The organism is Empedobacter sp. R750, assembly GCF_030324345.1.
GTDB classification, from domain to species: Bacteria; Bacteroidota; Bacteroidia; order Flavobacteriales; family Weeksellaceae; genus Empedobacter; species Empedobacter falsenii_C.
This window is the reverse complement of sequence record NZ_JACAGF010000009.1, coordinates 80,274-104,610: the sequence shown is the minus strand read 5'-3', so window position 1 is coordinate 104,610 and position 24,337 is coordinate 80,274. Positions and strand designations below refer to the sequence as shown.

Below are 24,337 nucleotides of genomic sequence, written 5' to 3'. Positions count from 1 at the left end.
GTAGTCTTTTGTTATTTTTAAATCATATATGAAAGAAAATTTTATCGATAAATTACCCATCAAAATTATTTACTCGTTCCAATCTCTGATTGAAGAATTAGAACGATCTGAATACAATTTTGGAGAGTTTAAAGCTTTTCTAGAATACCTGAAAGCTACTCGACCAGAGTTGATTAATGGTGTTGAAACATTTGAAGATTTTCAGAAAATTATCAAAGATGTTGAGCCTATTATTGAGAAAATTATTCCAAACCCATTTGTAAAATATAATTTAAAAGCGATAACTTTTCCCTTTTCAGATAAATTTATTTTTGCAACGGATCGACTTAAAGAGTTGATTGATAATAATGAATCACGACTAAAATTCAATTTTGAAGATTTAGATTATGATACATTATATAAGTTTTGTTGTTGCTTCATCTTATCAAAATATTATCATAAAAATTTAGATTTTAATTTATCAAATCAGTTGGTGATAGACAATCAAAATGGCTACAGAATTTATCTTGGGACTGATATAAACCATGATTATTTTCGTATTTATCCATCCGAAGATAAATTTAAATTAACCGAAGATGAAATTGAAGAGTTGTTGAATAATTATGAAGATACAGCTTTGTGGATGAGAAAAATTCCAATTGGATCGTGGATTGCAAAAGGGTTTAATCTTGTTTCATTTTTTGATAATACGACTGAAATTGCACTTTCTAACTTAAAATCTAAATTATTATCTTATGGAGAACCTTTTAATATTGTTCGAAATGATATTATTTCTGCATTAAAATCTATTTTTAGAATCAATAATTTAGAAGTCGGTTTTTCGGCTTATAATTCGGATAAAAATCAATTGGAAATTAGTCATTTATTACAATTGAATGATAGTTTATTGATTGATAATCATAAAAAAATAAAACTGAATGAAATTTTTTGTGCTGATTTAGAGAACAAAATATCGAAATCAGATTATTATGTTGTTTCTAATATTGACGCTGCTTTGGAGAAGTTTCCGCAAGATAAAATGTTGAGAATGGCAAATGAATCTGGTTTGAAAAGTTTGATTCTTTACCCATTGAAAAACGGAAAATCTCATTTAGGTATTTTAGAAATAGGCTCGAAAGAAGCTGGAGTTTTCAATCGAATTAATGCAAACCTTTTGCGCGAAATCACGCCTCTTTTAGAAGAATCTATTTACCGTTATACGGTAGAGTTTGAGAATCAAATCAATGCTTATATACAAACCGAATATACGTCGTTGCATCCAAGTGTAGATTGGAAATTTAGAGAAAAAGCTCGCGAACACATATTGCATCCGGGAAACAGAAAACAAAAATCGCAGATTTCTTTTCAAAATGTATATCCAATTTATGGTGAATTGGATGTGAGAAATTCGTCAGTGATTCGAAATCAATGTTTAAAAATGGATTATACTAATCAGATTAATTACTTGATTTTGATTTGTAACGAGTTATATAATCGTACAAAAAAGAATAAATTTTTGGATTATAGTGACGATTTGACTGATTTTTTGCAACGAATAGATAATGTAGATAAAATCTATTTCGAAAGTGAATTATTTGATTACATTACGTTGCATATTCATCCTGAAATTCCCAAATATGTAAAGGATGATGAGAAATCGATTATCGAAGAATATCTAAAAAAATTAGATTCTACAACGGGATTATTTTATGTTGATCGCAAAAAATTTGACCAAACAATTGTAATGACAAATTCACTTTTGTCGAACAAATTAGATACTTTTCAGAAAGATGCTCAAGGTGTATTTCCGCATTATTACGAACGTTTCAAGACAGATGGAATTGATTATAATTTGTATGTTGGACGAAGTATTGCGCCGTTCAAAAAATTCTCCTATCAAAATATTCGAGAAATTAGATATTGGCAACTACAAGCGATGATAGCTTTGGAACAATCTTACAAAGAAATTCAGAAAAAAACACCATTAAAAGTTGAGGTTGCTTCGTTGATTTTTGCAACGAATACCACTTTAGATATTTTGTTCAAATTAGATGAGAAACGTTTTGATGTTAATGGATACAACAATGCAAAATATGAAATAATCAAGAAAAGATTGAGTAAAGCTTTTGTGAAAGGGACAAATGAACGAATCAATTTGCCACACAAAATTTGTATTATTTATACCGAAGATATCCTAAAAGAAGAATACTCAAATTATATCAATTTATAAATTGATAAGAATTTTTTGAAAAAAGATGTTGAATATTTGGAAATTGATGATTTGCAGGGTATAAGTGGTTTGCAAGCAATTAGAGTTTCGATTAATTATAAAAATAAACTCGAAAAATATACTAAAATAGAAGAATAAAGAATGGAAAAAGATGATGTATTGCTTAATATTTCGATAGATAATACTGCCGAAAATATTTGGAAAGTTTTGACAGATGAACGAGCGTTTAATGAATGTTTTGAAAACATAAAAATGACTTGTAACGAATGGAAAGTAGGAGAGAAGATAAAGTTTGTAACGCTAAAAAATAATGAAACGTTGGTAGATGAAGCTTTGATTACATCTATTATGGAGAATGAACGTTTGCGATATAATTATAAAAAACAAAATACAAACCATGAGATTGAAGTGATTTTTAATCTAAAATCTTCAGGTAATTTTACTTATCTATCAATTGAAGGAAAAGATTTTGCGGATGATTTTGAACGCTCACATTCAGAAAATGCGTGGATAAATATGATGCAAGCAATCAAGAAATATGTACAAAAAAAATAACCTTCAAATTTTTGAAGGTTATTTTTTTATATGTTAAAATCCGAAATTCAATCCAAAAACGATTCGCCCTGGATCTTCACCTTTAAAGTATGAAACTGTTGCGGTAATAGATTGTGCTCCGTTTATCCAAAGTCCGCCACCCATAGATGAATGCCATTTATTTGAGTCTTCTCCGTTTAACCAAACTCGTCCATAATCAGCTCCAACAAAAACGCCTAATCGCAATGGAACAACGGCTTTGAAACGTAAAGCATCAAATCGTAAATCAGATGTTTGTAAGAAAACTTTGTCTCCAGCAAAACGACCTAATCGATAACCACGTAAATCTTGATCTCCACCTAAATTAGCCATTTGGTAGAATTCCATAAAATTACCCCAAACTGCTTTACCTTTTAGCATAGAAGCAACTGTTAATCTTCCATTTGCAGAAATTTTGTGCGTAAAACCTAAATTAAGTTCTGTGTAAAAATGATTACGTTCAAAATCTGTCAAGTTAGAAATCCATTTCGCATTAGCTAAAAATGTCATGCCTAATTTTGGTAATGATTCGTTATCGTAATTTTTGAACAAATATTTGGCTCCAATTTCTCCGAAATGTTGTCCTTTGAAAACGTCTCTATTAATTGATGGTAAATCTTCGACGATACGATCTTTATTCTCTTCAATTTTTTTGTAACTATATATCGCAGAAAAATCTAAACGACCATTGTTATTCATAATTTTGAAAATAGACGGTCCAATACTATAACTTTCTAATCGAACACGGTTATAATCCATTCCAATTTCTTCTTGATTATTCACGGTTTCGTTTCCTAAACCAAAGAAATTTGTACTATAAGTCGGACTAGTGTAAGCTGCATTAAGATCTAAATTCCATTTACCCAAAGCTTTTGTAAACGTTCCTTTGTATTTGGCATCCCAACCGCTTGTCGCAAAATAATAACTTAATTGCAAATTGTGACGTTGCGAATATGGTTTACGATCAAAACCGTTGACAGTGTAGGTTGGCGATAAACCAATTTTTATTCCGTCATCAGGATTGTAGCCAATATTAGGTAACATAGTAAAGAAATTATACATCGGTTGTTTGTAATCGTATGTATTAACCTCGTAATCGTTGACAAAATTTTTCGACGTTAAAAAGGTAGATTCAGATGCATCGCTTCCGTTAGCGTAATCATATACTTTTACTTTTGCCGAACGTTTTACTTCGTACACATCATCGTCAATTCCTCCAATAATTCGAACTAAAATAGCATTGCTCGGTTTTCCTTCAACTTTAAATTTATCTTTTCCGTTTAATCCATATAAACGAATTTCTTTCGTTTCTTTTTTATCAAAATCTTCATCAAGAATTAAAGTTCGATTTTGTCCTGAATAGATTTTTACATTTGTTTTTCCTTTTGGTAAACGAGTTATCACAAAATCTTCATCTTCATCTGTTCCTTTCAGAATGACTAATTTGCGAAGAACTTTATTATATTCTTCAGCGAATTTTTCTAATTTAGATTTTCGAGCAATAAGATTATTAATGACTTCTTGATCATATTCTTGTTTTGTTTCTTCAGGAATTAATTCAAATGATTGTTTGATAAAATCATCACTCAAATTATCTTGAATATATTTTGCTTCTTTTTTCCATAAATCAAGATCGGATGATTCTAAAATGGCTAAATCCAACGGGTAAGGCTCTCTGTTGAACCATTTTACATTTTTGATATCATCTTTGTAATCTTGCATATGTCTAAGCGGAGGAATTTTCATAATCAAATGAAAGAAAAGTCCGTCATAACGTGGAAATGCTTGGTCTCTATCACGTGGAATTGGTTTGTAAATAGTTTGATTATTTTCTTTGTAAACGCCCCAACGCCATTGATCAGAATGTCGATCCCAATCACCAACTAACATATCAAAAAGTCGTGCACGAATGTAGGCTTGTTTATCTACAACAACATCTTTGTTTTTGTGAATTGCAGCCAACATATCATCTGTACTAACAATATCTTTTGGTTTTCCGAAAACACCATCTTGATATCCAGACATTGGTCGCTCTTCTATCATGTATAATTCATCACCAAAATTCTCATTATATTCTTTCAAGGCTTCTTGTTTCGGAACATAATATAATTTTGGCGTAGAATGCATAATATTGATCGGTTTCATCAAATTAGCAACTGTTAGTGGATAATATGGATGATTGGTTGTATAGAAATCCATCAAAAATTTTTCTGTGAACGAATCTTCAAACTCATCTGCAACATATTTATTTTTAAATGCAACTTGCTGAATGAATTGCGTGGCACTTTTCTTCACCGATCGCATATTGTATTCTTCACCTTTCGCATTCACCAATCGTAAACTTTGCGTTTGATGTCCACCGCCCATTCTAACAGGGGTTAAACCTCCATTTAGCTGACTTAAATTAACGGTATTAGCAGTAATTGTTTGACCATATGTTCGACGATAATGGCGACCAAAAAAGAATTTATACGGATCAGATTTACGTGTATCTTCTAATGGATATACACTTGTTTCTTTCGTTTTCGGCATTTTTTTGTCATCATAAACTTGAGCCAAATATTCCTTTTTCTTTTCTGTAATTTGTTTTGCTAATAATAATTCGATTCCACCGTCTTTAAAACCATAGAAATTAGCTTTAGAAGCACCATTATCATACAAATCTAAGACAACAAAACCATTATCTCCGTAAGAAAAATCGTTTTTACCAACCGCTTTTGCCGATTCTTTTTTAGAACCAGAACCACTGATAATTTGTTTGACATTGTTTTGCTGAATGTATTGCAAGTTGTGATCGTGTCCAGAAACAACAATTACATTATTTCTATTTTCGATAAGCGTTGCAATACGAGAAGCCATCTCTCTGTATTTGAAATTATTAACGTCTTGAGGGCTAAGACCTGTTGTACTTCTTAGTAAATTGATAAAAGATCCAATTACAGGTAATGGAACTTTGAAATTATCTCCTAATGGATAAAACTGTTTTTTGAAATCAAATTGTCCACCATGTGTTCCGTTCGAATATAACGGATGATGCATCGTGATAACAGTTGTTCTGTTTTGATATTTGTTCAATTGCGATTCTAGTTCTTCGAAGAAAGCTTCGCGTGATTTGATATCACATTTTTCATTCAGGCCAGGATGTTTATCCCAATCTTGCAAATACCATTCAGAATCTATCGCAATAATTCCGATGCTATCATTTACATTTATTTTATCAATTGGACACGCATCTTTTGGTAAAAAAGCTTTTTTATTACCCAATTGATTTTTGACTAATTTTTCTTGTTCTTTTAATCCTTTTACACCATTTCGCCAATCATGATTTCCTGGAATAAAAAGAGTTTTTCCTTTAAATTCTTTCGCTAAATCAATCTGAAATTGAAGTTTTTCTCTACTTGTTGTATATTCAGCTTTTGTAGAATCTGTTACAATTCCATTTTCGTAAACATTATCACCTAAAAAGAAAAGGTAAGAAGAAGAGTCAGCTTTCGCCAATTGATTTTTTAGAATTTCTAAATTTTGTTTATTTTTTGGTTGATCAAGATCTCCTGCATCGCCAATTAAATAGATAGATTGAATTTTATTTCCTTCTACATTTTGTACTTTTTCTGTCTTAATGTTTCTCCCATATTGAGGATGTTGCGTAGCGCAAGATGTCATATAAAGGCAAGAACCTACTAAAGCCAAAAAAGGATAATTCAATTTTTTGTTGTTCAGTGTTGGTAATAATTTCATACATTTAAGCGTTAAAAACTTGTGATGAACCAATTGTTATTAGATATAGAAAACTATGTTTTCAATCTGTTCAAAGATAATCTTTCTTTAGATTTTACGTATCATAATTTTATGCATACTGTAAAAGTTGTAGAAGCTATAAAAACTTTGAGCGCGGAGGAACAAATCTCTACAGATTTACAAGAGAAATTATTAATTGCTGGTTGGTTTCATGATACGGGATATACAAAAACCGTGCAAGGTCATGAAAACGAAAGTGCAAATATTGCAAAACAATATTTGAGCGAGCATAATTTCGACGAAAATTACATCAGCGAAGTCCAAGATTATATTTTAATCACAACGTTAAATAGTGTTCCGAAAAATATAGGTGAAGCAATTGTAAAAGATGCAGATAACTATCATTTAGGACAAACCGAATATCCTAAGATTTCTGAGTTGTTACGTGATGAAATTGCCAAAATTTGTCACAAAGAATTTTCGGACTACGAATGGCATCTAGAAAATAGAAATTTCTTTCTAAATGTTCATCATTTTTATACAGATGCCGCAAAAAAACATTGGCAAAAAGGAAAAGAAGAAAACTTAATTTATACACAAAACAAAATCAAAGAGATAGAGTTGATTGGTGATATTCCTAATAAGTATGAAATTAAGAAAAAGAAAAACGATAAAATTCAGCAACCAGAACGTGGAGTTGATACACTTTTTCGTGTGACGTTAAATAATCATACTCGTTTAAGCGATATTGCGGATAGTAAAGCCAATATCTTATTGTCTGTAAATGCTATCGTGATTTCGATTGCACTTTCTACTTTGGTTCCAAAATTAGGAAGTCCAAAGAATGAATATTTACTTTTACCTTCAATTGTAATGCTTTTATCAAGCGTTGTTTCAATTATTTTTGCAATTTTAGCAACTAAACCAAATGTAACGTACGAAAGTTTTAACGAAGAAGATGTAAAAAACAAAAAAGTGAATTTACTTTTCTTCGGAAATTTTTATCAAATGTCGCTTGATGCCTACGAAGAAGCGATGCAAGAACTTATGAAAGACCGCGATTATTTATATAATTCTATGACAAGAGATTTGTATTATTTAGGAAAAGTTTTGGAAAGAAAATATCGTTTGTTAAGCATCACGTACACAATTTTTATGATCGGAACAATTTTATCCGTTCTAACGTTTGCTTACGCGATGATCACAAATGTTGCTTAATTATTTCTTTACTTTTTCGAAATCGAACGCAATTTTACTTGATTCATCATTACTAATCTCAGCTTTTAACTGATTTCCAACTTTCCAATATTTGATAAGTTTAGGAAAATCATTCTCTAGATTTTCTAATGTAAATGAATTTCTATCAGAATTGATCAAATCAAAATCAGTTGTCTCATTTTTAGTTTTGTCCAAGTTAACTTTCAATATCCATTTATCATCAATCTTTGTGATAGTAAGATGTTCCTGCGAAATTGTATCATTATTTTTGATAGTAAAACCACAACCTAAAAAAGTATTTTTATCAACTTTTTTCCAGTTTTCATACGTTTTTCGATCAGGTTTTTCATTCGTCCTAATCCATTCTCCAACCAAAAAATCAAAACTTGGTTTATCAGCAGAAGTTTTAGTTGATTCGCAAGAATTCAGCGAAAAAATAAATAAAATTAGAAAAGTAAATTGTTTCATATTGGTGTGTTTCAGTTTTATTTCGCGTGCCTATCAACTTCAAAAATTCCAAAAACATTGTTATCTGTATCCAAAAAATAACCTTGCCAACACATTCCAGGAATTGCAAATTTTGGCATAGCTATTATTCCTCCGTTTTCCAGGATTTTTTGAGCAGTTTTATCAAAATTTTCTACTTCCATGGTACATGTAAAAGCATTTGTACCACAATTTAGAGGAGGTGTTTCGGCAGGGCGCTTAAACATTCCTCCCTCCATTCCAGATGTATTGATACGATAATATTCGAGCGGTAAACCTTCTTGTTTTAAAAAACTCCATCCGAAAACATTTTCATAAAATGTCATGCATTTCTGTGGATCATTTGCTTGAATTTCAAAATATACAATGCTATTCATCTGTGGTAAATTTTCTATAATTGAATTTAAATTTAGTGAAAATTTATTCAGAAAATCATTATTCAATCAAATATTAGAATAAATCTTTTGAGAATGATTATTTTTATACTTTAAAAGAAATAAGATGAAAATTGAATTAAATAGAGTAAATCAGGCTTCTCACTATGAAGCGACAGCACCAAGTTCTTCAGTAAAAGTAAATATTGATGGACCAGAATCTATTGGAGGAGAAGGAAAAGGAGTTCGCCCGATGGAGTTAGTTTTGATTGCTTTGGGAAGTTGTAGTGTTTTTGATTTGAATGAGATTTTGAAGAAACAACGCCAAGAAATTGAAGATATTAAAGTTGAAGTTGAAGGTCAACGTAGAGATGAAATTCCAAATATTTTCACGAATATTCACATCAAATTTTTCTTAAAAGGAAATATTGATTTAGATAAAGCAAATAAAGCTGCTGAATTAGCGGTTAAGAAGTATTGTAGTGTACATGATATGCTTGCAAATGGCGGGATTGATATCACCTACGAGATAAATGTGAATTAAATTGATAACAAAAAAAAGGTCTTTCGTTCGAAAGACCTTTTTTTAATACATACATTTTCAATTAAGCTTCAACAATAGTTAAAGCTTCTTGAAAGATACTAACTTGCGCTAATACTTTATTTTTAAATTCTTCATTTACAATTTCGTTATTTTGGAAATTATCGTTGAAAGATGGGAAAGTTGTGCTTGCTACAATTTCTCCGCTTGCAAACATTCCAAAATATTTTGTTGCAACTTCCATTACATTTCCTCCACCATAAGCACCTGGAGATGTACTTAATAACAACAATTTTTTATCTTTCAAATATGGCATTTCGATACGAGAAACCCAATCCAAAATATTTTTTAATGCAACAGAAAAGTTTCCATTATGTTCTGCCAAAGAAATTACAACACCTTCTGCATCTTTGATTTTATTGTAAAAATCCTGCGCTTCTTGTGGAAATCCATTTTCTAATTGACGGTCAATAGAATAGATAGGCATCTCGAAATCATTGATGTCAACTAAATCGATTTCTGCATTTTCGATTTGATTTAATGTATAATTTAATAATTCTTTATTGATTGATTTTTTGCTGTTACTACCAGCGAAAGCTAAAATTTTCATATTCTTATTGAGTATTTTCATTTTTGATGAAGCAAAGTTATTGCAAGCAACCATAAATTTTATTGACCTATGTTAGGAAAAGATAAAAACTTATATTTTTTTTCTAAATTCATCAATTTTAAGAATCAATTCTCTGTTTAATTCTTCATTAGTGATTTTATCTTCTGCAAAATTTTCGTTGAATTTAGGCAAAGAGAAATCGACTAAAATGTCACCTCCCAATTTTGTAATTAATTTAGAACCTATTTCTAAAGAGTTTTTAGCTCCATAACCACCAGGAGATGTACTCATAACGAAGACCTTTTTTCCTTCAAGAAATTTATAATTAATTCTTGAGCACCAATCCATATAACTTTTGAAAACCGCGGTTACATTTGCATTGTGCTCCGCTAAAGAAATCAATAAAACATCTGTATCAATCAAAGTTTGATAAAAACGTTTTATTTCATCAGAAAAGCCTTCTCTTTTTTCAATATCGATGTCAAAAGTTGGAATATTATAATTGTTTAAATCTAAAATTTCAATTTCAAATTCATCTAAAAATGAAGTAGCATAAGTTACCAATTGTTTGTTGATAGAAGTAGAGCTGTTACTACCAGCAAAAGCTTTAATAATCATAGTTTTTATCTTAAGTTATTGTTTTTTTGTGTGTAATAATTGCGCATATTCCGTTGGTCGAATTCCTGAAACTTTCTGAAAAATATTACTGAAAGATGACAACGAATTATAACCAACTAACATTGCGATTTCGTACATATTGTATTTATTTTCAGCAATCAATTCCAATGATTTTGTGATACGTAATGCGCGTAAAAATCGAACATAATTAATTCCCATATTATCTTTGAATTTTCGAGATAATGTTCGCGTGCTCAAACCAAATTGTTGCGCAACTTCATCTATTGTATAGTTTTTCTCGATATTTTTCATCAAAAATCGAGCAATATCAATCAGTTTCTGATCTTTTGGAAATGGATGCTGAATAAAAGCAGGTAATTTGTTCGATTCCATTTCGGGTAGAATAGATCGTATGGCTTTTACAAAATCATATTTTGCAGGATCTTTTTCCGAAATTGATCCACTCCAATTTTTGGTGTACAAAATCATTTCCCTTAACAACTCATTCGTGTAATAAATATTTGTAATCGAATAAAAATCGTTTTCTTCTTTTTCGGTCTTGAAATAAAAGTTATACAAATCGCCTGTTTTACTATTCGTTAAGATAGAATGTGGCGTATTTGCAGGAATCCACATAAAACAACGCGCAGGCAAATACCAATGTTTGTCGTTTACAAAAACATGTACAATTCCGCCTTCTGCATATAATAATTGTGCTTTTTTGTGTTCATGTACGCGCGTTCCTATCGTATCTAAATGTGCATGTTGTATGTAAAAATGGACTTTAGATTTGTCAACTTCGTTAAAAAAAAACTGATCAAACAACATTGTTTTATACTTTTATAAAGTGAAATATTTTTGCTTTTGCAAATTACTTTATTTTGGCGTAAATGAGCAAATTATTTTCTTTTTTTATCAAGAGGGTAAAGGTGTTTTGAATGTAACTTTGCATCACTAAAAATCAATAACAGACTTATAAATAATACAAAATGATATTTAAATTCGTTAAATATCAGTTGCTTACATTGTTGTTAATGCTGAGTGGGTTGAGTTATGCTCAAAATGAAATAGACTATAACCAACTGAAATTAAGCAAAGCAATTGAAATTGGACTTCAAAATAATAAAAAATTACAAATTAGCGCTTTAAAAACTAATATTGCTGAATTAAAAGAGAAAGATCTTAAAAATGAGAAATTGCCAGATGTAGACTTTCATACTGGTTTTCATGTTTTGAGTAATTTACGCCAATATGAAGACGGTTTTCTAAAACCTTCTACAAAATATGCTGTTCCTCGAGTAAAATACGATTTTACACTTTCGGCAGAAATTCCAATTTATTTAGGTGGTAAATTAAAAAATGATGAGAAAAAATCTGAAATAGAAACTAATATTTCGAAACTGCAAGTTCGAAAAGATGAACGAGAATTGAGAATGCAAATCATCACAGCTTATTTACAAGCGTTGCATTTGCAAGAACAACAAAAGTTAATTTCAGATAAAATGAGAGAAGATTCGGTTGTGATTAAACAAACAGAATCCTTGAAAAAAAATGGTTTGGTAACCTACAACGAAGTCTTGAGAACAGAATTGCAATTGTCAAATCATAAAATGTCTTTTACAGAATTGGCGAATGAAATTTCGATTATTGAACATCAAATCAAAACAATTTTAGCCTTACCAGAAAATCAAGAAATGCATATTGACACCAATGATTTGTTTACAAATGAAGAGCATTTGGGTTTGGTTGATGAAATGATTTTGGAAGCAATAGATCAAAGTGAAAGCTTGAAAATTGCGAAAGATGATTTGAATTTGAAAGAAATTGATAAGAAAATTACCAAAGCTAATACATTACCAAAAATAACTGCTGGAGCGGAATATGGATATAATTATCCAAACTTTATGTTTTTTCCACCAGAAGAATATTTGTACAGATTTGGTTCTGTTGGTGTAAATGTTTCGATTCCGTTGAGTAATTTTTTCAAGAATAAACAAAAAATGCAAATCGCAGATCGTAACATTTCAATTGCAAAATTAGAAATAGAAGAGAAAGAAGAACAAATTCGACATGATGTTTTTGCAGCGAATAAACGATTAGAAGAATCGATCGATAAAATAAAAATTGCGGAAGAAGCAATTGGTCAAGCCAAAGAAAATTATCGAATTGTTAGAACAAAATACATCAACAAATTGAGTTTGATTACAGAACTTATCGATGCGGATAACGCTTATTTAGAAGCTCAATCGAATTTGATTTCATTGCAAATTAACAAACAATTAAAATACTATCAATTACAATACATTTTAGGAAACTTATAAAAATGGGAAAACAACAGACAAAAGGAGAAAAACGAATGAATAGAACGCTTTCTGCGATTGCTTGGATTTTTATTATCATAGGAATCACTGCAGTAGCTTGGTTTTATTTCTTTTCGAGTTCACATGTCAATACAAATGACGCGCAAGTGCGACAATATATTACGCCAGTTTCGAGTAAAGTTTCTGGTTTTATCAAAAAAGTAAATTTCGAAGAAAATCAATTTGTACACAAAGGTGATACGCTTGTTGTGATTGACAATAGAGAATTTCAGAACCAGATTGATATTGCAGAAGCAAATTTAGAATCGACTTCGCAATCTGTTTTAACATATGAAAAAGCGGTAGATACAAAATCAAGTGATGTTAATATTGTTAATGCAAATATAGAAGCTGCTAAAATAGAGGTTTGGAGAACTGAAAAAGATTATAATCGTTTCAAAAATTTAGTGCAAGAAGATGCTGCAACCGTGCAACAGTTTGAAGAAGTTGAAGCGAAATATAAACAAGCAAAAGCAAGTTTGAGTGCTTTGGAACAACAACGTAATGCCGTGAATGTTAGTGCGTCTGCAGAACAAACAAAAGTTGCGCCTGCAAAAACTCAAATTTTACAACGAAAAGCCCAATTGAACGATGCTAAACTTATTCTCTCATATACCTATGTTGTAGCACCTTACGATGGTTGGGTTGGAACAAAAAATATACAAGAAGGTCAGTTAATAAAAGAAGGGCAGGCCTTGGTGCAAGTAGTTTCGAAAGAGAAATGGATTGTTGCAAATTTTAAAGAAACGCAAATTGGAGAAATCGATTTGGATCAACCAGTTATTATAAAAGCTGATGCCTACAAATACATTGAGTTTGAAGGAAAAATTGAATCACTTTCGCCAGCTTCTGGGTCTGAGTTTGCTTTGATTAAACCTGATAATGCTACAGGAAACTTCGTGAAAATTGAACAACGTTTTCCTGTAAAAATAATTCTGAAAGAGTCTAAAAACAACGAAAAATTACGTACCGGAATGAATGTAAATGTTTCCGCAGAAAAAGTAAATTAAATAAATGTCACAACAAAATTCAATATTTAATAAATGGGTTCCGCAAAAATTGGTTGTGCCAATTTTTATCCTTGCGCTATTTCCACACTTGATGATTTTGACTATATTCAACATGAATAGTACGTTTACAGCATCATTTTTGGATTTGGAGGTCGACGATTTGCAGTTCCTTTTTTCGATGGCGTATGCCACTATTGTTTGTGGCTTATTTATTCACGTTCGATTTTTTCACTTTTTCAATATCAGAAGTTATTTGCTAACAATGACCATGCTTAACATTTTGGTATTGTTTGGAATGACATTAACGACAAATACAGAATTGATTTTGATTCTGCGTTTTATTCAAGGACCTTTATCGCTTTTCGAAGGTTGTATTTTGTTGCCAATCATTATGTCGAATATTAAAAGTGAACATTCAAAATTGATTGCTTATTCGTTTTTGTATGGCGTAATGTTAACAGGTGATAAATTTACGACTTCTATCGTGAAGTTTGCGATTGAGAATTATAACCACAATATGATGGTGTATACGATTATGAGTTTTCATGTTGTAGCATTAATTATTTATGTATTTTTCTTTAATCACAACAGAATGTTTCCTAAAAAACCATTGTATCAATTAAATTTAGGAGGAATTTTCTTGATGATTATTTCCCTAATTTCTGGCGCGTTTTTCTTGATTTATGGGAAAAAATATTATTGGTTCGAATCGCCAATTATTATCACAGCATTTGCATCAACACTCGTTTTTAGTGGCTTATTTTTATTGCATCAAAAAACAGCCAAACGACCTTTGTTTCATTTTGAGATTTTCAGATCAGAACGTGTCATTTTAGGAATATTAATGTTTTTTGTTTTCTATACTTTGCGTGCTGGGATGAGCAATATTTACCAAGTCATGTCAACAGTTTGGAAATGGCAATGGGAATATGTGTTGCAGATTCAATATTTTAATGTAGCAGGTTCCATCATTGGTATTGTATTTTCATTTTTCATGGTTAAAAATAAAGTTGATTTTAGAAAAATATTTTTTCTTGGATTTGTACTTTTAGCCATGAGCATGTTGTGGTTTAGTTACTTGTTTTATCCAGATACAAAAGTCGAGGCAGTAGCGCCAACGCTGATATTAGAAGGAATTGCGCAAGGTGTTATTTTTACGCCATTAGTGTTGTATATTACAGGTTCTGTACATCCTTCTATTACTGGTAGTGCGGCGCAAGCAGGTACGGCGATTCGTTTTTGGACGACAACAATTGGTTTTTCGCTGATGCAAAATGCAATTTTATACTTGACGACTAAACATCAATTTTTGATGACCAAAAATTTAGACAAAACGAGTCCGATTTTCCAACAGCAATGGAATAGTTTGTTCAATAAAAATATTGCGAGTCATCTTCCAAACGAAGCAGAAAGTATTACTGCCGCAGCTTTAAAAGCAAAATTGTATAACCAAGCTTTGTTGGTTAGTAATATAGAGATTTTCCGAACATTGTTTGTTGTGGGAATTATCGCTGCGATTTTTGTAATTCTTTATCAACCGATAAAAAATAGACTTTTACATCGTTAAAATAATTTTTATATATTACTTTTTTATTTAATTGGCGTATTTGATTTAATAGAATCAAGTACGTTTTTTTTTTATGACAAATTTTTTAAAATGAATATTTTATCAAAATTATCCTGTAGAAAGGTCATATTTTAAAGTTTTTTAAATTTATAAATGGCTTAAATGAACAAATTTTATTCTTAAATAATCAACTTGTTTTTCTGAGACAACACTTACTTTTGCCATCAAAATAAATCAAACGAAAAATGATTAATTGTTTTAATAAATATTAGTTGTATTTTATTGATTTTAAATTTGTTATATTTTTATAAAAATGAATCATCGTATTTTAACGATTTATTATTCAGAATCACATTTTAGCCTTTTGACTTTTCTCAGGCAGCTTCCTTTTTTTACTTTTTAGGTAAGATAATCACGAAATCAATAAAATATTTTTAATTAGACAAACTTTCGAATGAATGTTTTGAACTTGATTGTAAAAGTGAATAAATAACTCAATGCACAATCAACATCCCATTTTCAAGAAATGGATACCAGAAAAATTGGTGCTTCCAATTCTCATTGCCGCGTTGATTCCGCATGTGATGATTCTCTCACTTTTCAATATGAATAGTATATTTACAGCTTCATTTCTAGATGTTGATGTAGACGATTTACAATTCATTTTTTCTTTGGCTTACGCTACAATTGTTTGTGGACTTTTTATTAACGAACGGCTTTTTCAGTTCTTTAATATTCGTTCTTATTTATTGTCTATGACTATTATCAATATTGTATTAATGTTAATAATTTCGTTGACAACAAATACGCAATTGATTTATTTACTTCGTGTGATACAAGGGACAACATCTTATCTCGAAGGATGTATTATTGTTCCGCTAATTATGTCGCGTATAAAAGGCGAATATGGACGATTATTAGGAAATACTTTTTTGTATGGATTTATGATGACGGCTGATAAATACACGACTTCTATTGTAAAATTTGCCATCGAAAATTATAATTTCAATATGGTGATTTATACTGTCATCTTTTTTCATGTTTTATCATTATTGATTTATGTTTTTCTCTTTAGTCATGGTAGATTGTATCCCAAAAAACCATTGTATCAGTTAAATTTGGCGGGTTATTTTTTGATGATGATGTCATTAATAGCAGGAGCTTTTTTATTGATTTATGGTAAAAGATATTATTGGTTCGAATCGCTTTATATCGTTATTGCGTTTGCTGCAATGTTTATTTTTTCAGGCTTATTTATTTTGCAACAATTAACGTCTAAAAAACCGATTTTTCATTTCGAGATTCTTCGTTCCGAAAGAGTTATTGTAGGTATGTTGTTGTTTTTTACATTTTATATTTTCAAATCGAGTATGAGTAACATTTATCAAGTTATGAATGTTGTTTGGAAATGGAATTGGGAGTTTGTTTTGCAAATACAATATTATAATTGTGCCGGAATTTATATCGGAGCATTGTTTGCTTATTACATCATTACACAATTTCAAACGCAATATAAGTATGTGTTTTTTGGAGGTTTTTTTTGTTTAACGTTTGCTATGTTGTGGTTTAGTTACATTTTGGTTCCAGATACTCGTCCGAATGCAGTTATTCCGCCATTGTTGATGGAAGGAATGGGACAAGGAATGTTGTTTGCGCCAATTTTGCAATATATGGTATGTTCTGTACATGCTAATTTTTCTATGAATACTATGCAAGCAGCAGTTGCAATGCGTTATTGGTCGTCGACAATTAGTTTTTCGATTATGCAAAATGCAATTCTTTTCTTGACGACTAAACATCAATTTTTGATGACGAAAAATTTAGATATTACCAATACGATTTTTCAAGAACAATGGAATAATCTATTCAATAAACACAATACAACTCATTTAGTAAATGAATCTATCAGTTTGACAGCAAGTAATCTGAAATCTCAATTGTATAACCAAGCCTTGTTGATTGCAGATATTCAAATTTTTAGAACTTTATTTTATTTCGGAATTGTAATGATGGTTTTTATTATGATTTATAATCCAATCAAAAATGTTTTACATCTTAGGAAAAAGAGAAAAGAAACTCATTGATTCGCTTTTTTTCTGGTATTGATTTCTGCATTTATTTTCGCTAAACCTGTTATAAGAGGAATAAAAGTTACAGAACATGATAATAAAATAACGAATGTTACATTGATATCATATTTGTTTGTCATCTTCAGAATTAATAAAACGATTGCAATGAGTAATAAAGGAATTTGAATGCTAAGATTAAGTTTATTAACTTTTTTTCTTTTATCATTTAATTCTTCTAATGTTAATTCGCTCAAAGGTTTTTCTTTGTTCATCTTAATTGTTTTATTAAAGATAGTAAAATCAAATTTAAAAATAGATTCAAACAAAAAAGCTAACCAATTGGTTAGCTTTTTTCATTATTTATCTTTTACTATTGGTCTGATTAAACCTTCTTGTGCAACGCTACAAATTAGTTCACCAGAACGATTGAATAAATTTCCTCTTGTAAAACCTCTTGTGTCATTTGCACTTGGAGATTCAACATTAACTAATATCCAATCATGCAAATTTGGTTCTCTGTGAAACCAAATCGAATGATCTAAACTTGCCATTTGCGTATTTCCAAAATGAGCTTTAGAGGCATGTGGTTTTATCGCTGTTGATAACAAATTGTAATCAGAGCTATACGCAATTAATTGCTGAATAATAGGTAAAGGTAAATCCTTTGGAACATCATTAAAAGTTAACCAAACATTACTAAAATTTGGATAATCTTTTTTCTCAAAAGGATTGACAAATTCAACAGGTTTAAAATCCAATGGACGCTCTGCTAAGACAAATCGCATTATTGATTTTGGTAAAACCGAACCAAATTGTTCTGCGACATCGTTCCAACTCATTAATTCTTCAGGAGGCGTTACAACAGGCATTTCCTCTTGGTGTTCGTAACCTTCTTGCTTCAACTGAAAAGAACAAGCCATTACAAAAATAGGCACACTGTCTTGTTTTGCTGTAACAACACGCGTACTAAAACTTCCTCCATCACGAAGATTTGCTACTTCAAAATAGATAGGTTTTTCTAAATGTCCAGGTAAAATAAAGTAGGAGTGAAGGGAATGACAAAAACGATCTGCAGGAACAGTTTGATACGCCGCGTGCAAAGCTTGACTTACAACTTGTCCTCCAAAAACATTTGGACTTCCCATAAAAGAACTTTTCCCTTCGAATAAATTTTCTTCTAGTTTTTTGAGAGAAATTAATTCGATGAGTTCTTGAGTAGTTTTCATTATTAAGTTTAAAATTTCAAATTATTTAATTTCTGCACATTTTGTTCTAATGCACATTTATATTCATTTTTCATTCGATTGATTAATTCTTCGGTAGAAATAATATCATGAATTCCAGAAACTCCGTGTCCAGCAGACCAAATGTCTTTCCATGCTTTATGTCCATCGCCTCCAATTAATTTCGAAAAATCTTCTTCTTTCTTTTCGTCTAAATCAATTCCAGAATGAATAATACTTGGTTTCAAGAAATTTGCATTTACACCAGAAATTCCATCTGTATACATCACATCTTCGAAAGTAGAATCGACTAACATTGTTTTATAATCTTGATCAGCAGACGCTTCTTTTGTCGCAATAAAACGAGTTCCGATGTATGCAAAATCAGCACCCATATTTTCGGCTGCTAAGATATCATTTCCGTTGTTCATCGCGCCTGCTAAAATTAAACAACCATCATAAAAAGTACGAATGTCATCAATCAAAGCAAAAGGATTAGCCGTACCAGCATGTCCACCAGCACCAGAAGCTACAGCAATAATTCCGTCTACACCTGCTTCAGCAGCTTTTTCGGCATGACGTTTTTTGATCACATCATGAAAAACCAAGCCTCCATAACTATGAACTGCATCTACAACCTGTTTTACAGCGCCAAGTGACGTAATAATAAGTGGTACTCTATATTTTGCACATAAAGCTAAATCACCTTCGAGACGAGGGTTTGTTTTGTTAACGATTAAATTCACTCCAAATGGAGCCGCTTTTTTACCTGTTTCTTCTTCAAATTGTTTTAATTGAGAAGTGATATCAATTAACATTTGTTCGAAATCTTCGGAAGTTCTTCCATTCAAAGAAGGAAAAGTTCCGCAAACACCATTTTTACAAGCTTCTACAACTAATTCAGTTCGAGAAACAAGAAACATAGGAGAAGTGATTAAAGGTAAATCTAAACTATTTTTAAATTCTTGTAGGGTCATACTAAAATTTTTTTTTGATGTGGTATAGGATGCAATATAAGGATAATTTAGAATGAAAATCTAGAAGTTTTTAATAGAAAAAATGAATTTAACGTTCTTTTATAGAAAATATTTACCGACAAATTTTAACGGTTTACCGATTAAATTTAGAAATGAATAATTGAAATTTTAGTTTTGACAAAACACTATATATGAAACTAAATAACAAATTTCTAATTAGGTTCTTGTTTGCGATTTTTTTGTTTGTAAGTTATAATGCTCTCGCACAAACAAATATAGTTATCAATTACTATACAGGAACCCAGCAACAATATGCTGTTGAAGATTCTGGAAAATTATTTTTTTCAAATGATAATTTAATCATTAAAACATCACTTGAAAGTACTGAAATTAATATTCCAGTTTCAATTATTTCTAAGATTACGTTTAAAAATTCTCTAGCAGTAGAAGATATTAAGCAGAATAGAGAACAAATCATCATTTATCCAAATCCTGCAACTAATTATTTTAAAATTTCTTCTAAAGAAGCAAAATCTACGTTAAATATTTATAATTCAGCGGGACAATTAGTCTTATCTAAAGTCTACAAAAAAGATGAAGAAATAAATGTATCAAATTTATTACCTGGGATTTATTTTGTAAAAGTGAATGGTTCAACTTTAAAATTAATAAAGAAATGAGAAGTTTTTTACTGATTTTTATTCTTGCTTTGATTCCATTTGGAGTAAAAGCTCAGCATAATATTAATGTTCATTATGCAGGAAACACAATCTACAAATCCGAAATTACTAAAGTTGATAGTATCAAGTTAACGAATCAATTTGTTAATATTAAAGAATCTTCAATTGTGTCAACTTTTGAAATTCAGAAATCATTTATTGATAGTATTTCCTTTGATACTAATCCTATAAATGAAAGAGAAATTTTTGTGATTTATAATGGATTAGAAAACGCAACAATTATTAATCCGTATAATGATAAAGGCGTTGTGATTTCTGTAAATGGAGGAATAGTTTCGGCAACTTCTACTGCAGGAATTACAAACTTGGTTTATAATTTAATCGGAACATCATCAAATGGTTCTTTTTCGCTTAATACTGATTTGTCTTCAAAATTAGTATTTAATAATTTGAATTTAACAAATCCAAACGGAGCCGCAGTCTCGATTAGTGGAAAGAAAACAACAACTATTGATGTAAAACAAAATTCTAAAAATACTTTAATAGATGGAACTAGTGGAAGTAATTCTGGTGTAGTGACAAGTAATGGAGCGCTTATTTTTGAAAATACAGGAAATTTAACAATCAAAGGATATAAAAAGCATGGAATAAATTCGAGTTCTTTGATTACTGTAAATAATGGAAATATTGTTGTTGAAACTGCTGTTAGCGATGGATTACATTCAGAAGGTTTTACAATGATTAATGGAAATCTGAAAGTAAATTCTTTAAGCGACGGAATTGATGCAGGCGATGGGAAAATAACTATTTCTAATGGAAATATTGATATTGTTTCGACTTCAGATGATGTAAAAGCAATAAAAAATGGTGCAGCAGATGTTGATATTTCAGGAGGTACAATTGTTTTAACAATTTCAGGTGCTGCTTCAAAAGGTATAAAATCGAATCAAAATATTAATATATCAGATGCAAATATTACAGCATCTATAAGTAGTAAAGTAATTCTTGAAGCAATTGGAAGTGGATATGATCCATCGTATGGAACAGTATTAAAGTCGGACAAAAATATTACAATTAATTCAGGAACGTATGATTTTACGTTAACCTCTGCTTCTCAAGGAGGAAAAGGAATTTCTGCTGATGGAGAAATTATTATTAATGGAGGTACAATAAATATTAAAACTGCTGCGACTGGTGCCGTTTATGTAAATGAAAGCGGAATAAAAGATTCTTATGCTTCTACTGCTATAACAGCTGATACTAATATTTATCTTAACGGAGGAAATATTACAACTACAAGTTCTGGTAATGGAGGAAAAGGGATTTCGGCTGATGGTAATATTACAATAGGAGAGCTAAATAAAGATAATTCTTTGTTAAATCTAAATATTACAACATCTGGAGAAAGATTTCTTGTATCAGGATCTGGTAATAATGCAGATTACGCAAATCCTAAAGCTGTAAAAGCAGATGGTAATTTAACTGTTAATAGTGGAACGATAACAATAAAAGGAACACAAAATGCAGACGGAGGAGAAGGTTTGGAAAGTAAAGCAATTCTTACAATTAATGATGGAATAATTAATATTGAAACCTATGATGATGCAATTAATGCAGCTACTGCTATAATAATTAATGGAGGAAATACATGGGTGAAAGCAAGAGGAAATGATGGGATTGATAGTAATGGAACGCTTACTATAAATGGAGGGTTTACAGTTTCAAACGGAGCCAGATCACCAGAAGAAGGTTTTGATTGTGATAATAATACATTCAAAATAACTGGAGGTACAATAATAGGTACGGGTGGAGCAACGAGTAATCCTACAACGAATGTAAGTACGCAACGGTCAATAAAAATCACAACAACTTTTACCAATAATACATCAACAATCATTAATCTAAAAAGTTCTACTGGAACACGAATCTTAACATATAGAATTCCTGCTTTTTCTTCTAATGGAAATGGTAATTCAGTTACTATTTTAATCACAGATCCTTTGATTATAAACGGAAGTTACACAATTAGTAAAGGGGCTTCAGTTTCTGGAGGAACAGAATCTCCAAGTGGGTATATTGTGGGAGGAACAGTGACTGAAGGAAGCACAACAAAATCATTTACGGTTAGTACTATGTTGACAACTGTTTCGTTGTAAAACGATTTAAATGAAATATACTGATATAGAAAAAAGATCAAAATTTTATTTTGATCTTTTTTTATTGATTAATTTTAAATTACATCACAATTTCTAAATGTAGAAGCAAAACCTTTGCTGTATCTTTGCAATTGTAAATAGAGAATAAATTGGAATTAAAAGAGCATTTAAGGCGTAATATCAAATTAGCATTTCCTGTAATGATTACTCAAATGGGGCAAATTTCTGTCAACATTATTGATAACATTATGGTTGGTGGTTTAGGTGGAAAATATGATAATATAGAAGATGAGGTTTTGGGTAAAACAGCTCTAGCAGCAGCTTCTTTAGGAAATTCATTGTTTTTTGCAGTTTTAGTATTTGCTTTCGGATTTAGTTTTGCGTTGTCACCATTGATTGCAGCAGAAGATTCGAAAGGTGATAAAAAAATGGCTGCAAATTATTTTTCGCACAGTTTGGTCTTAAATATTACGTTATCAATCGGTTTATTCTTATTGATTACATTCCTAAAACCGCTGATGTTCTACATGGGACAACCCGCTGATGTAGTAGAAAAATGTATTCCATATCTTACGATTATGACATTTTCGATGATACCGTTGATGATTTTTCAAACGTTTCGTCAATTATCAGAAGGTTTATCTTTAACGATTCCTGTTACAATTGCAACTGTATTGAGTAACGTGATTAATATTACGTTAAATTATGGTTGGATTTATGGAAACTGGGGATTCCCACGTTTAGAAGTCGCTGGTGCAGCTTGGGGAACATTCGTTGCGCGTTTGGTAATGATGATTTTCTTAATTCTTGTTTTATTTAATTTTAAGAAAACGAAATCTGTATTACAAGAAGTTCAATTTAAGGCAAGTAATTTTCAGAAAGCTATTTTCAGAAAAATTGCTGGAATTGGAATTCCAACCGCGTTAACTTCTTTCTTCGAAATGAGTGCATTCTCTTTGGCAGCCTTTGTTTGCGGTTATACATTTACAAATTCTATTGCAGATCAAGAATTAGCTAAAGTAAATTTAGCAGCGCATCAAATTGCGATAAATTTAGCTTCCACAACTTTTATGATGTGTACAGGAATTGGAGTTGCAGCAACGGTTCGTATCGGAAATCAATTAGGTTTAAAAGATTACAAAACCTTACGAGAAGCAGGTTGGTCTTGTATTTTAATGGTATTATCATTTATGATTTTGTGCGGAATTTTATTCATTATTTTCCGTTATCAATTACCAACAATTTATTTAGACAATCCAGACGTTATCAATTTAGCTGCATCATTATTAATTATTGCCTCGCTTTTCCAAATGTCAGATGGCGTTCAATTGGTATTATTAGGTGCTTTGAGAGGAATGACCGATGTTAAAATTCCTTCTATTCTAACGTTTATATCATATTGGTTAATCGCAATTCCGATTGGTGTAGTATTAGCAATTGTTTTCGAAATGCGTGCGTTTGGAATGTGGATTGGTTTAGGAACTGGATTAACAGCTTCGGCAGTGTTTTTGATGATTCGTTACAATCGTCAAACGAAGAAAATGATTAGGGAAAATCCTAATACAGAAATAATTTTAGAAGATAAATTAAAAAACATATAAAATGGAATTACCAAAATTTTTATTGGCTGATAACTCTACAATGCCAGACAAAATCTTTATTTTACATACAGATTATCCTCGTTTTTTATTAGACGTAGAAACTGACGATATCGAGTGGTTTGAAGATATTTCTGAAGAAGAAGATAACGAAGAATTTAATACTGAAATTGCTAATTTAATCGAAGACGCTTTAGATTTTTATGATCAAGAAATGTCTTTGTTAGATGACGAAGAATAAGTCTTAAATTAATAAAATTTCCATGTTTTTATTGGTGTAAGATTTACACTAAAATAATTTTATATGCTTGCATTATAATTTTTTTATTA

22 protein-coding genes are annotated in these 24,337 nt (G+C 30.6%); 13 read left to right on the top strand and 9 right to left on the bottom strand.

Annotated elements, in window-relative coordinates; all coding sequences use genetic code 11:
• The first annotated feature begins 28 nt into the window (after positions 1-28).
• The 3 genes from HXZ74_RS10670 to HXZ74_RS10660 are packed head-to-tail and all read left to right on the top strand — an operon-like array spanning position 29 to position 2,764.
• Positions 29-2,209 (top strand): hypothetical protein, encoded by a 2,181-nt coding sequence (locus tag HXZ74_RS10670; RefSeq protein ID WP_286475312.1) that lies wholly within the window; start codon positions 29-31, stop codon positions 2,207-2,209.
• 15 nt (positions 2,210-2,224) lie between these two features.
• A complete protein-coding gene (locus tag HXZ74_RS10665) occupies positions 2,225-2,347 on the top strand; it encodes a hypothetical protein (RefSeq protein WP_286475309.1) in 123 nt (40 codons plus the stop codon).
• A gap of 3 nt (positions 2,348-2,350) precedes the next feature.
• Positions 2,351-2,764, top strand: coding sequence for an SRPBCC domain-containing protein (locus HXZ74_RS10660; RefSeq protein WP_286475306.1), 414 nt, complete (start codon positions 2,351-2,353; stop codon positions 2,762-2,764).
• Between the two features lie 33 nt (positions 2,765-2,797).
• Here the strand turns inward: HXZ74_RS10660 and HXZ74_RS10655 are convergent, their stop codons facing one another.
• Positions 2,798-6,520, bottom strand: a complete 3,723-nt coding sequence (locus tag HXZ74_RS10655) for a metallophosphoesterase (RefSeq protein ID WP_286475304.1) — start codon at positions 6,518-6,520, stop codon at positions 2,798-2,800.
• A 24-nt stretch (positions 6,521-6,544) separates the two neighbouring features.
• Here HXZ74_RS10655 and HXZ74_RS10650 point away from each other — a divergent pair, with 24 nt between their 5' ends.
• A complete protein-coding gene (locus HXZ74_RS10650) occupies positions 6,545-7,738 on the top strand; it encodes a Pycsar system effector family protein (RefSeq protein ID WP_286475302.1) in 1,194 nt (397 codons plus the stop codon).
• Here the strand turns inward: HXZ74_RS10650 and HXZ74_RS10645 are convergent, their stop codons facing one another.
• Complete coding sequence (locus HXZ74_RS10645) at positions 7,739-8,206, bottom strand: DUF6265 family protein (RefSeq protein WP_180904699.1); 468 nt, start codon at positions 8,204-8,206, stop codon at positions 7,739-7,741.
• A 17-nt stretch (positions 8,207-8,223) separates the two neighbouring features.
• Positions 8,224-8,601 carry a VOC family protein gene (locus HXZ74_RS10640; protein ID WP_180904698.1) on the bottom strand — a complete coding sequence of 126 codons (378 nt, stop codon included), beginning with the start codon at positions 8,599-8,601 and terminating at the stop codon, positions 8,224-8,226.
• 124 nt (positions 8,602-8,725) lie between these two features.
• On the opposite strand from HXZ74_RS10640, the gene HXZ74_RS10635 reads away from it, so the two are divergent.
• Positions 8,726-9,142 (top strand): OsmC family protein, encoded by a 417-nt coding sequence (locus HXZ74_RS10635; RefSeq protein ID WP_038336062.1) that lies wholly within the window; start codon positions 8,726-8,728, stop codon positions 9,140-9,142.
• A gap of 61 nt (positions 9,143-9,203) precedes the next feature.
• On the opposite strand, the gene HXZ74_RS10630 is transcribed toward HXZ74_RS10635, so the two are convergent.
• The 3 genes from HXZ74_RS10630 to HXZ74_RS10620 all read right to left on the bottom strand — a co-directional run bounded on the left by HXZ74_RS10630 (position 9,204) and on the right by HXZ74_RS10620 (position 11,195).
• Positions 9,204-9,749, bottom strand: a complete 546-nt coding sequence (locus HXZ74_RS10630; RefSeq protein WP_286475300.1) for an NADPH-dependent FMN reductase — start codon at positions 9,747-9,749, stop codon at positions 9,204-9,206.
• 90 nt (positions 9,750-9,839) lie between these two features.
• Positions 9,840-10,367, bottom strand: coding sequence for an NADPH-dependent FMN reductase (locus HXZ74_RS10625; protein ID WP_286475298.1), 528 nt, complete (start codon positions 10,365-10,367; stop codon positions 9,840-9,842).
• A 15-nt stretch (positions 10,368-10,382) separates the two neighbouring features.
• Positions 10,383-11,195, bottom strand: a complete 813-nt coding sequence (locus tag HXZ74_RS10620; RefSeq protein WP_038336064.1) for an AraC family transcriptional regulator — start codon at positions 11,193-11,195, stop codon at positions 10,383-10,385.
• Positions 11,196-11,356: 161 nt separating this feature from the next.
• On the opposite strand from HXZ74_RS10620, the gene HXZ74_RS10615 reads away from it, so the two are divergent.
• The 4 genes from HXZ74_RS10615 to HXZ74_RS10600 all read left to right on the top strand — a co-directional run bounded on the left by HXZ74_RS10615 (position 11,357) and on the right by HXZ74_RS10600 (position 17,388).
• Positions 11,357-12,688: a TolC family protein gene (locus HXZ74_RS10615; RefSeq protein WP_260391946.1), complete on the top strand. Its 1,332-nt coding sequence runs from the start codon at positions 11,357-11,359 to the stop codon at positions 12,686-12,688.
• 2 nt (positions 12,689-12,690) lie between these two features.
• Positions 12,691-13,737 (top strand): HlyD family secretion protein, encoded by a 1,047-nt coding sequence (locus HXZ74_RS10610; RefSeq protein ID WP_280037837.1) that lies wholly within the window; start codon positions 12,691-12,693, stop codon positions 13,735-13,737.
• 4 nt (positions 13,738-13,741) lie between these two features.
• Complete coding sequence (locus HXZ74_RS10605) at positions 13,742-15,304, top strand: MFS transporter (protein ID WP_115001100.1); 1,563 nt, start codon at positions 13,742-13,744, stop codon at positions 15,302-15,304.
• Between the two features lie 497 nt (positions 15,305-15,801).
• Positions 15,802-17,388: an efflux MFS transporter permease gene (locus HXZ74_RS10600; RefSeq protein ID WP_125349254.1), complete on the top strand. Its 1,587-nt coding sequence runs from the start codon at positions 15,802-15,804 to the stop codon at positions 17,386-17,388.
• Here the strand turns inward: HXZ74_RS10600 and HXZ74_RS10595 are convergent.
• The 3 genes from HXZ74_RS10595 to HXZ74_RS10585 form a co-directional block, all read right to left on the bottom strand.
• On the bottom strand, positions 17,382-17,645 hold the full coding sequence (locus tag HXZ74_RS10595; protein ID WP_115001096.1) for a hypothetical protein: 264 nt from the start codon (positions 17,643-17,645) through the stop codon (positions 17,382-17,384). The two genes, HXZ74_RS10600 and HXZ74_RS10595, sit on opposite strands and share 7 nt — an antisense overlap.
• An 84-nt stretch (positions 17,646-17,729) precedes the next feature.
• A complete protein-coding gene (locus HXZ74_RS10590; RefSeq protein WP_286475296.1) occupies positions 17,730-18,599 on the bottom strand; it encodes an acyl-CoA thioesterase in 870 nt (289 codons plus the stop codon).
• Positions 18,600-18,607: 8 nt separating this feature from the next.
• Positions 18,608-19,573: an NAD(P)H-dependent flavin oxidoreductase gene (locus HXZ74_RS10585; protein WP_286475294.1), complete on the bottom strand. Its 966-nt coding sequence runs from the start codon at positions 19,571-19,573 to the stop codon at positions 18,608-18,610.
• A gap of 191 nt (positions 19,574-19,764) precedes the next feature.
• On the opposite strand from HXZ74_RS10585, the gene HXZ74_RS10580 reads away from it, so the two are divergent.
• The 4 genes from HXZ74_RS10580 (at position 19,765) to HXZ74_RS10565 (ending at position 24,248) form a co-directional block, all read left to right on the top strand.
• Positions 19,765-20,253 carry a T9SS type A sorting domain-containing protein gene (locus HXZ74_RS10580; protein WP_280062160.1) on the top strand — a complete coding sequence of 163 codons (489 nt, stop codon included), beginning with the start codon at positions 19,765-19,767 and terminating at the stop codon, positions 20,251-20,253.
• Entirely contained in the window at positions 20,250-22,409 is a 2,160-nt protein-coding gene (locus tag HXZ74_RS10575) for a carbohydrate-binding domain-containing protein (protein ID WP_280062159.1), read from the top strand. The genes HXZ74_RS10580 and HXZ74_RS10575 overlap by 4 nt, the downstream gene beginning before the upstream one ends.
• 149 nt (positions 22,410-22,558) lie before the next feature.
• On the top strand, positions 22,559-24,010 hold the full coding sequence (locus tag HXZ74_RS10570; protein WP_280049542.1) for an MATE family efflux transporter: 1,452 nt from the start codon (positions 22,559-22,561) through the stop codon (positions 24,008-24,010).
• A gap of 1 nt (position 24,011) precedes the next feature.
• The gene (locus HXZ74_RS10565; RefSeq protein WP_038336082.1) at positions 24,012-24,248 is read left to right on the top strand and encodes a DUF8828 family protein; all 237 of its coding nucleotides are present in this window, start codon (positions 24,012-24,014) and stop codon (positions 24,246-24,248) included.
• Positions 24,249-24,337 lie beyond the last annotated feature (89 nt).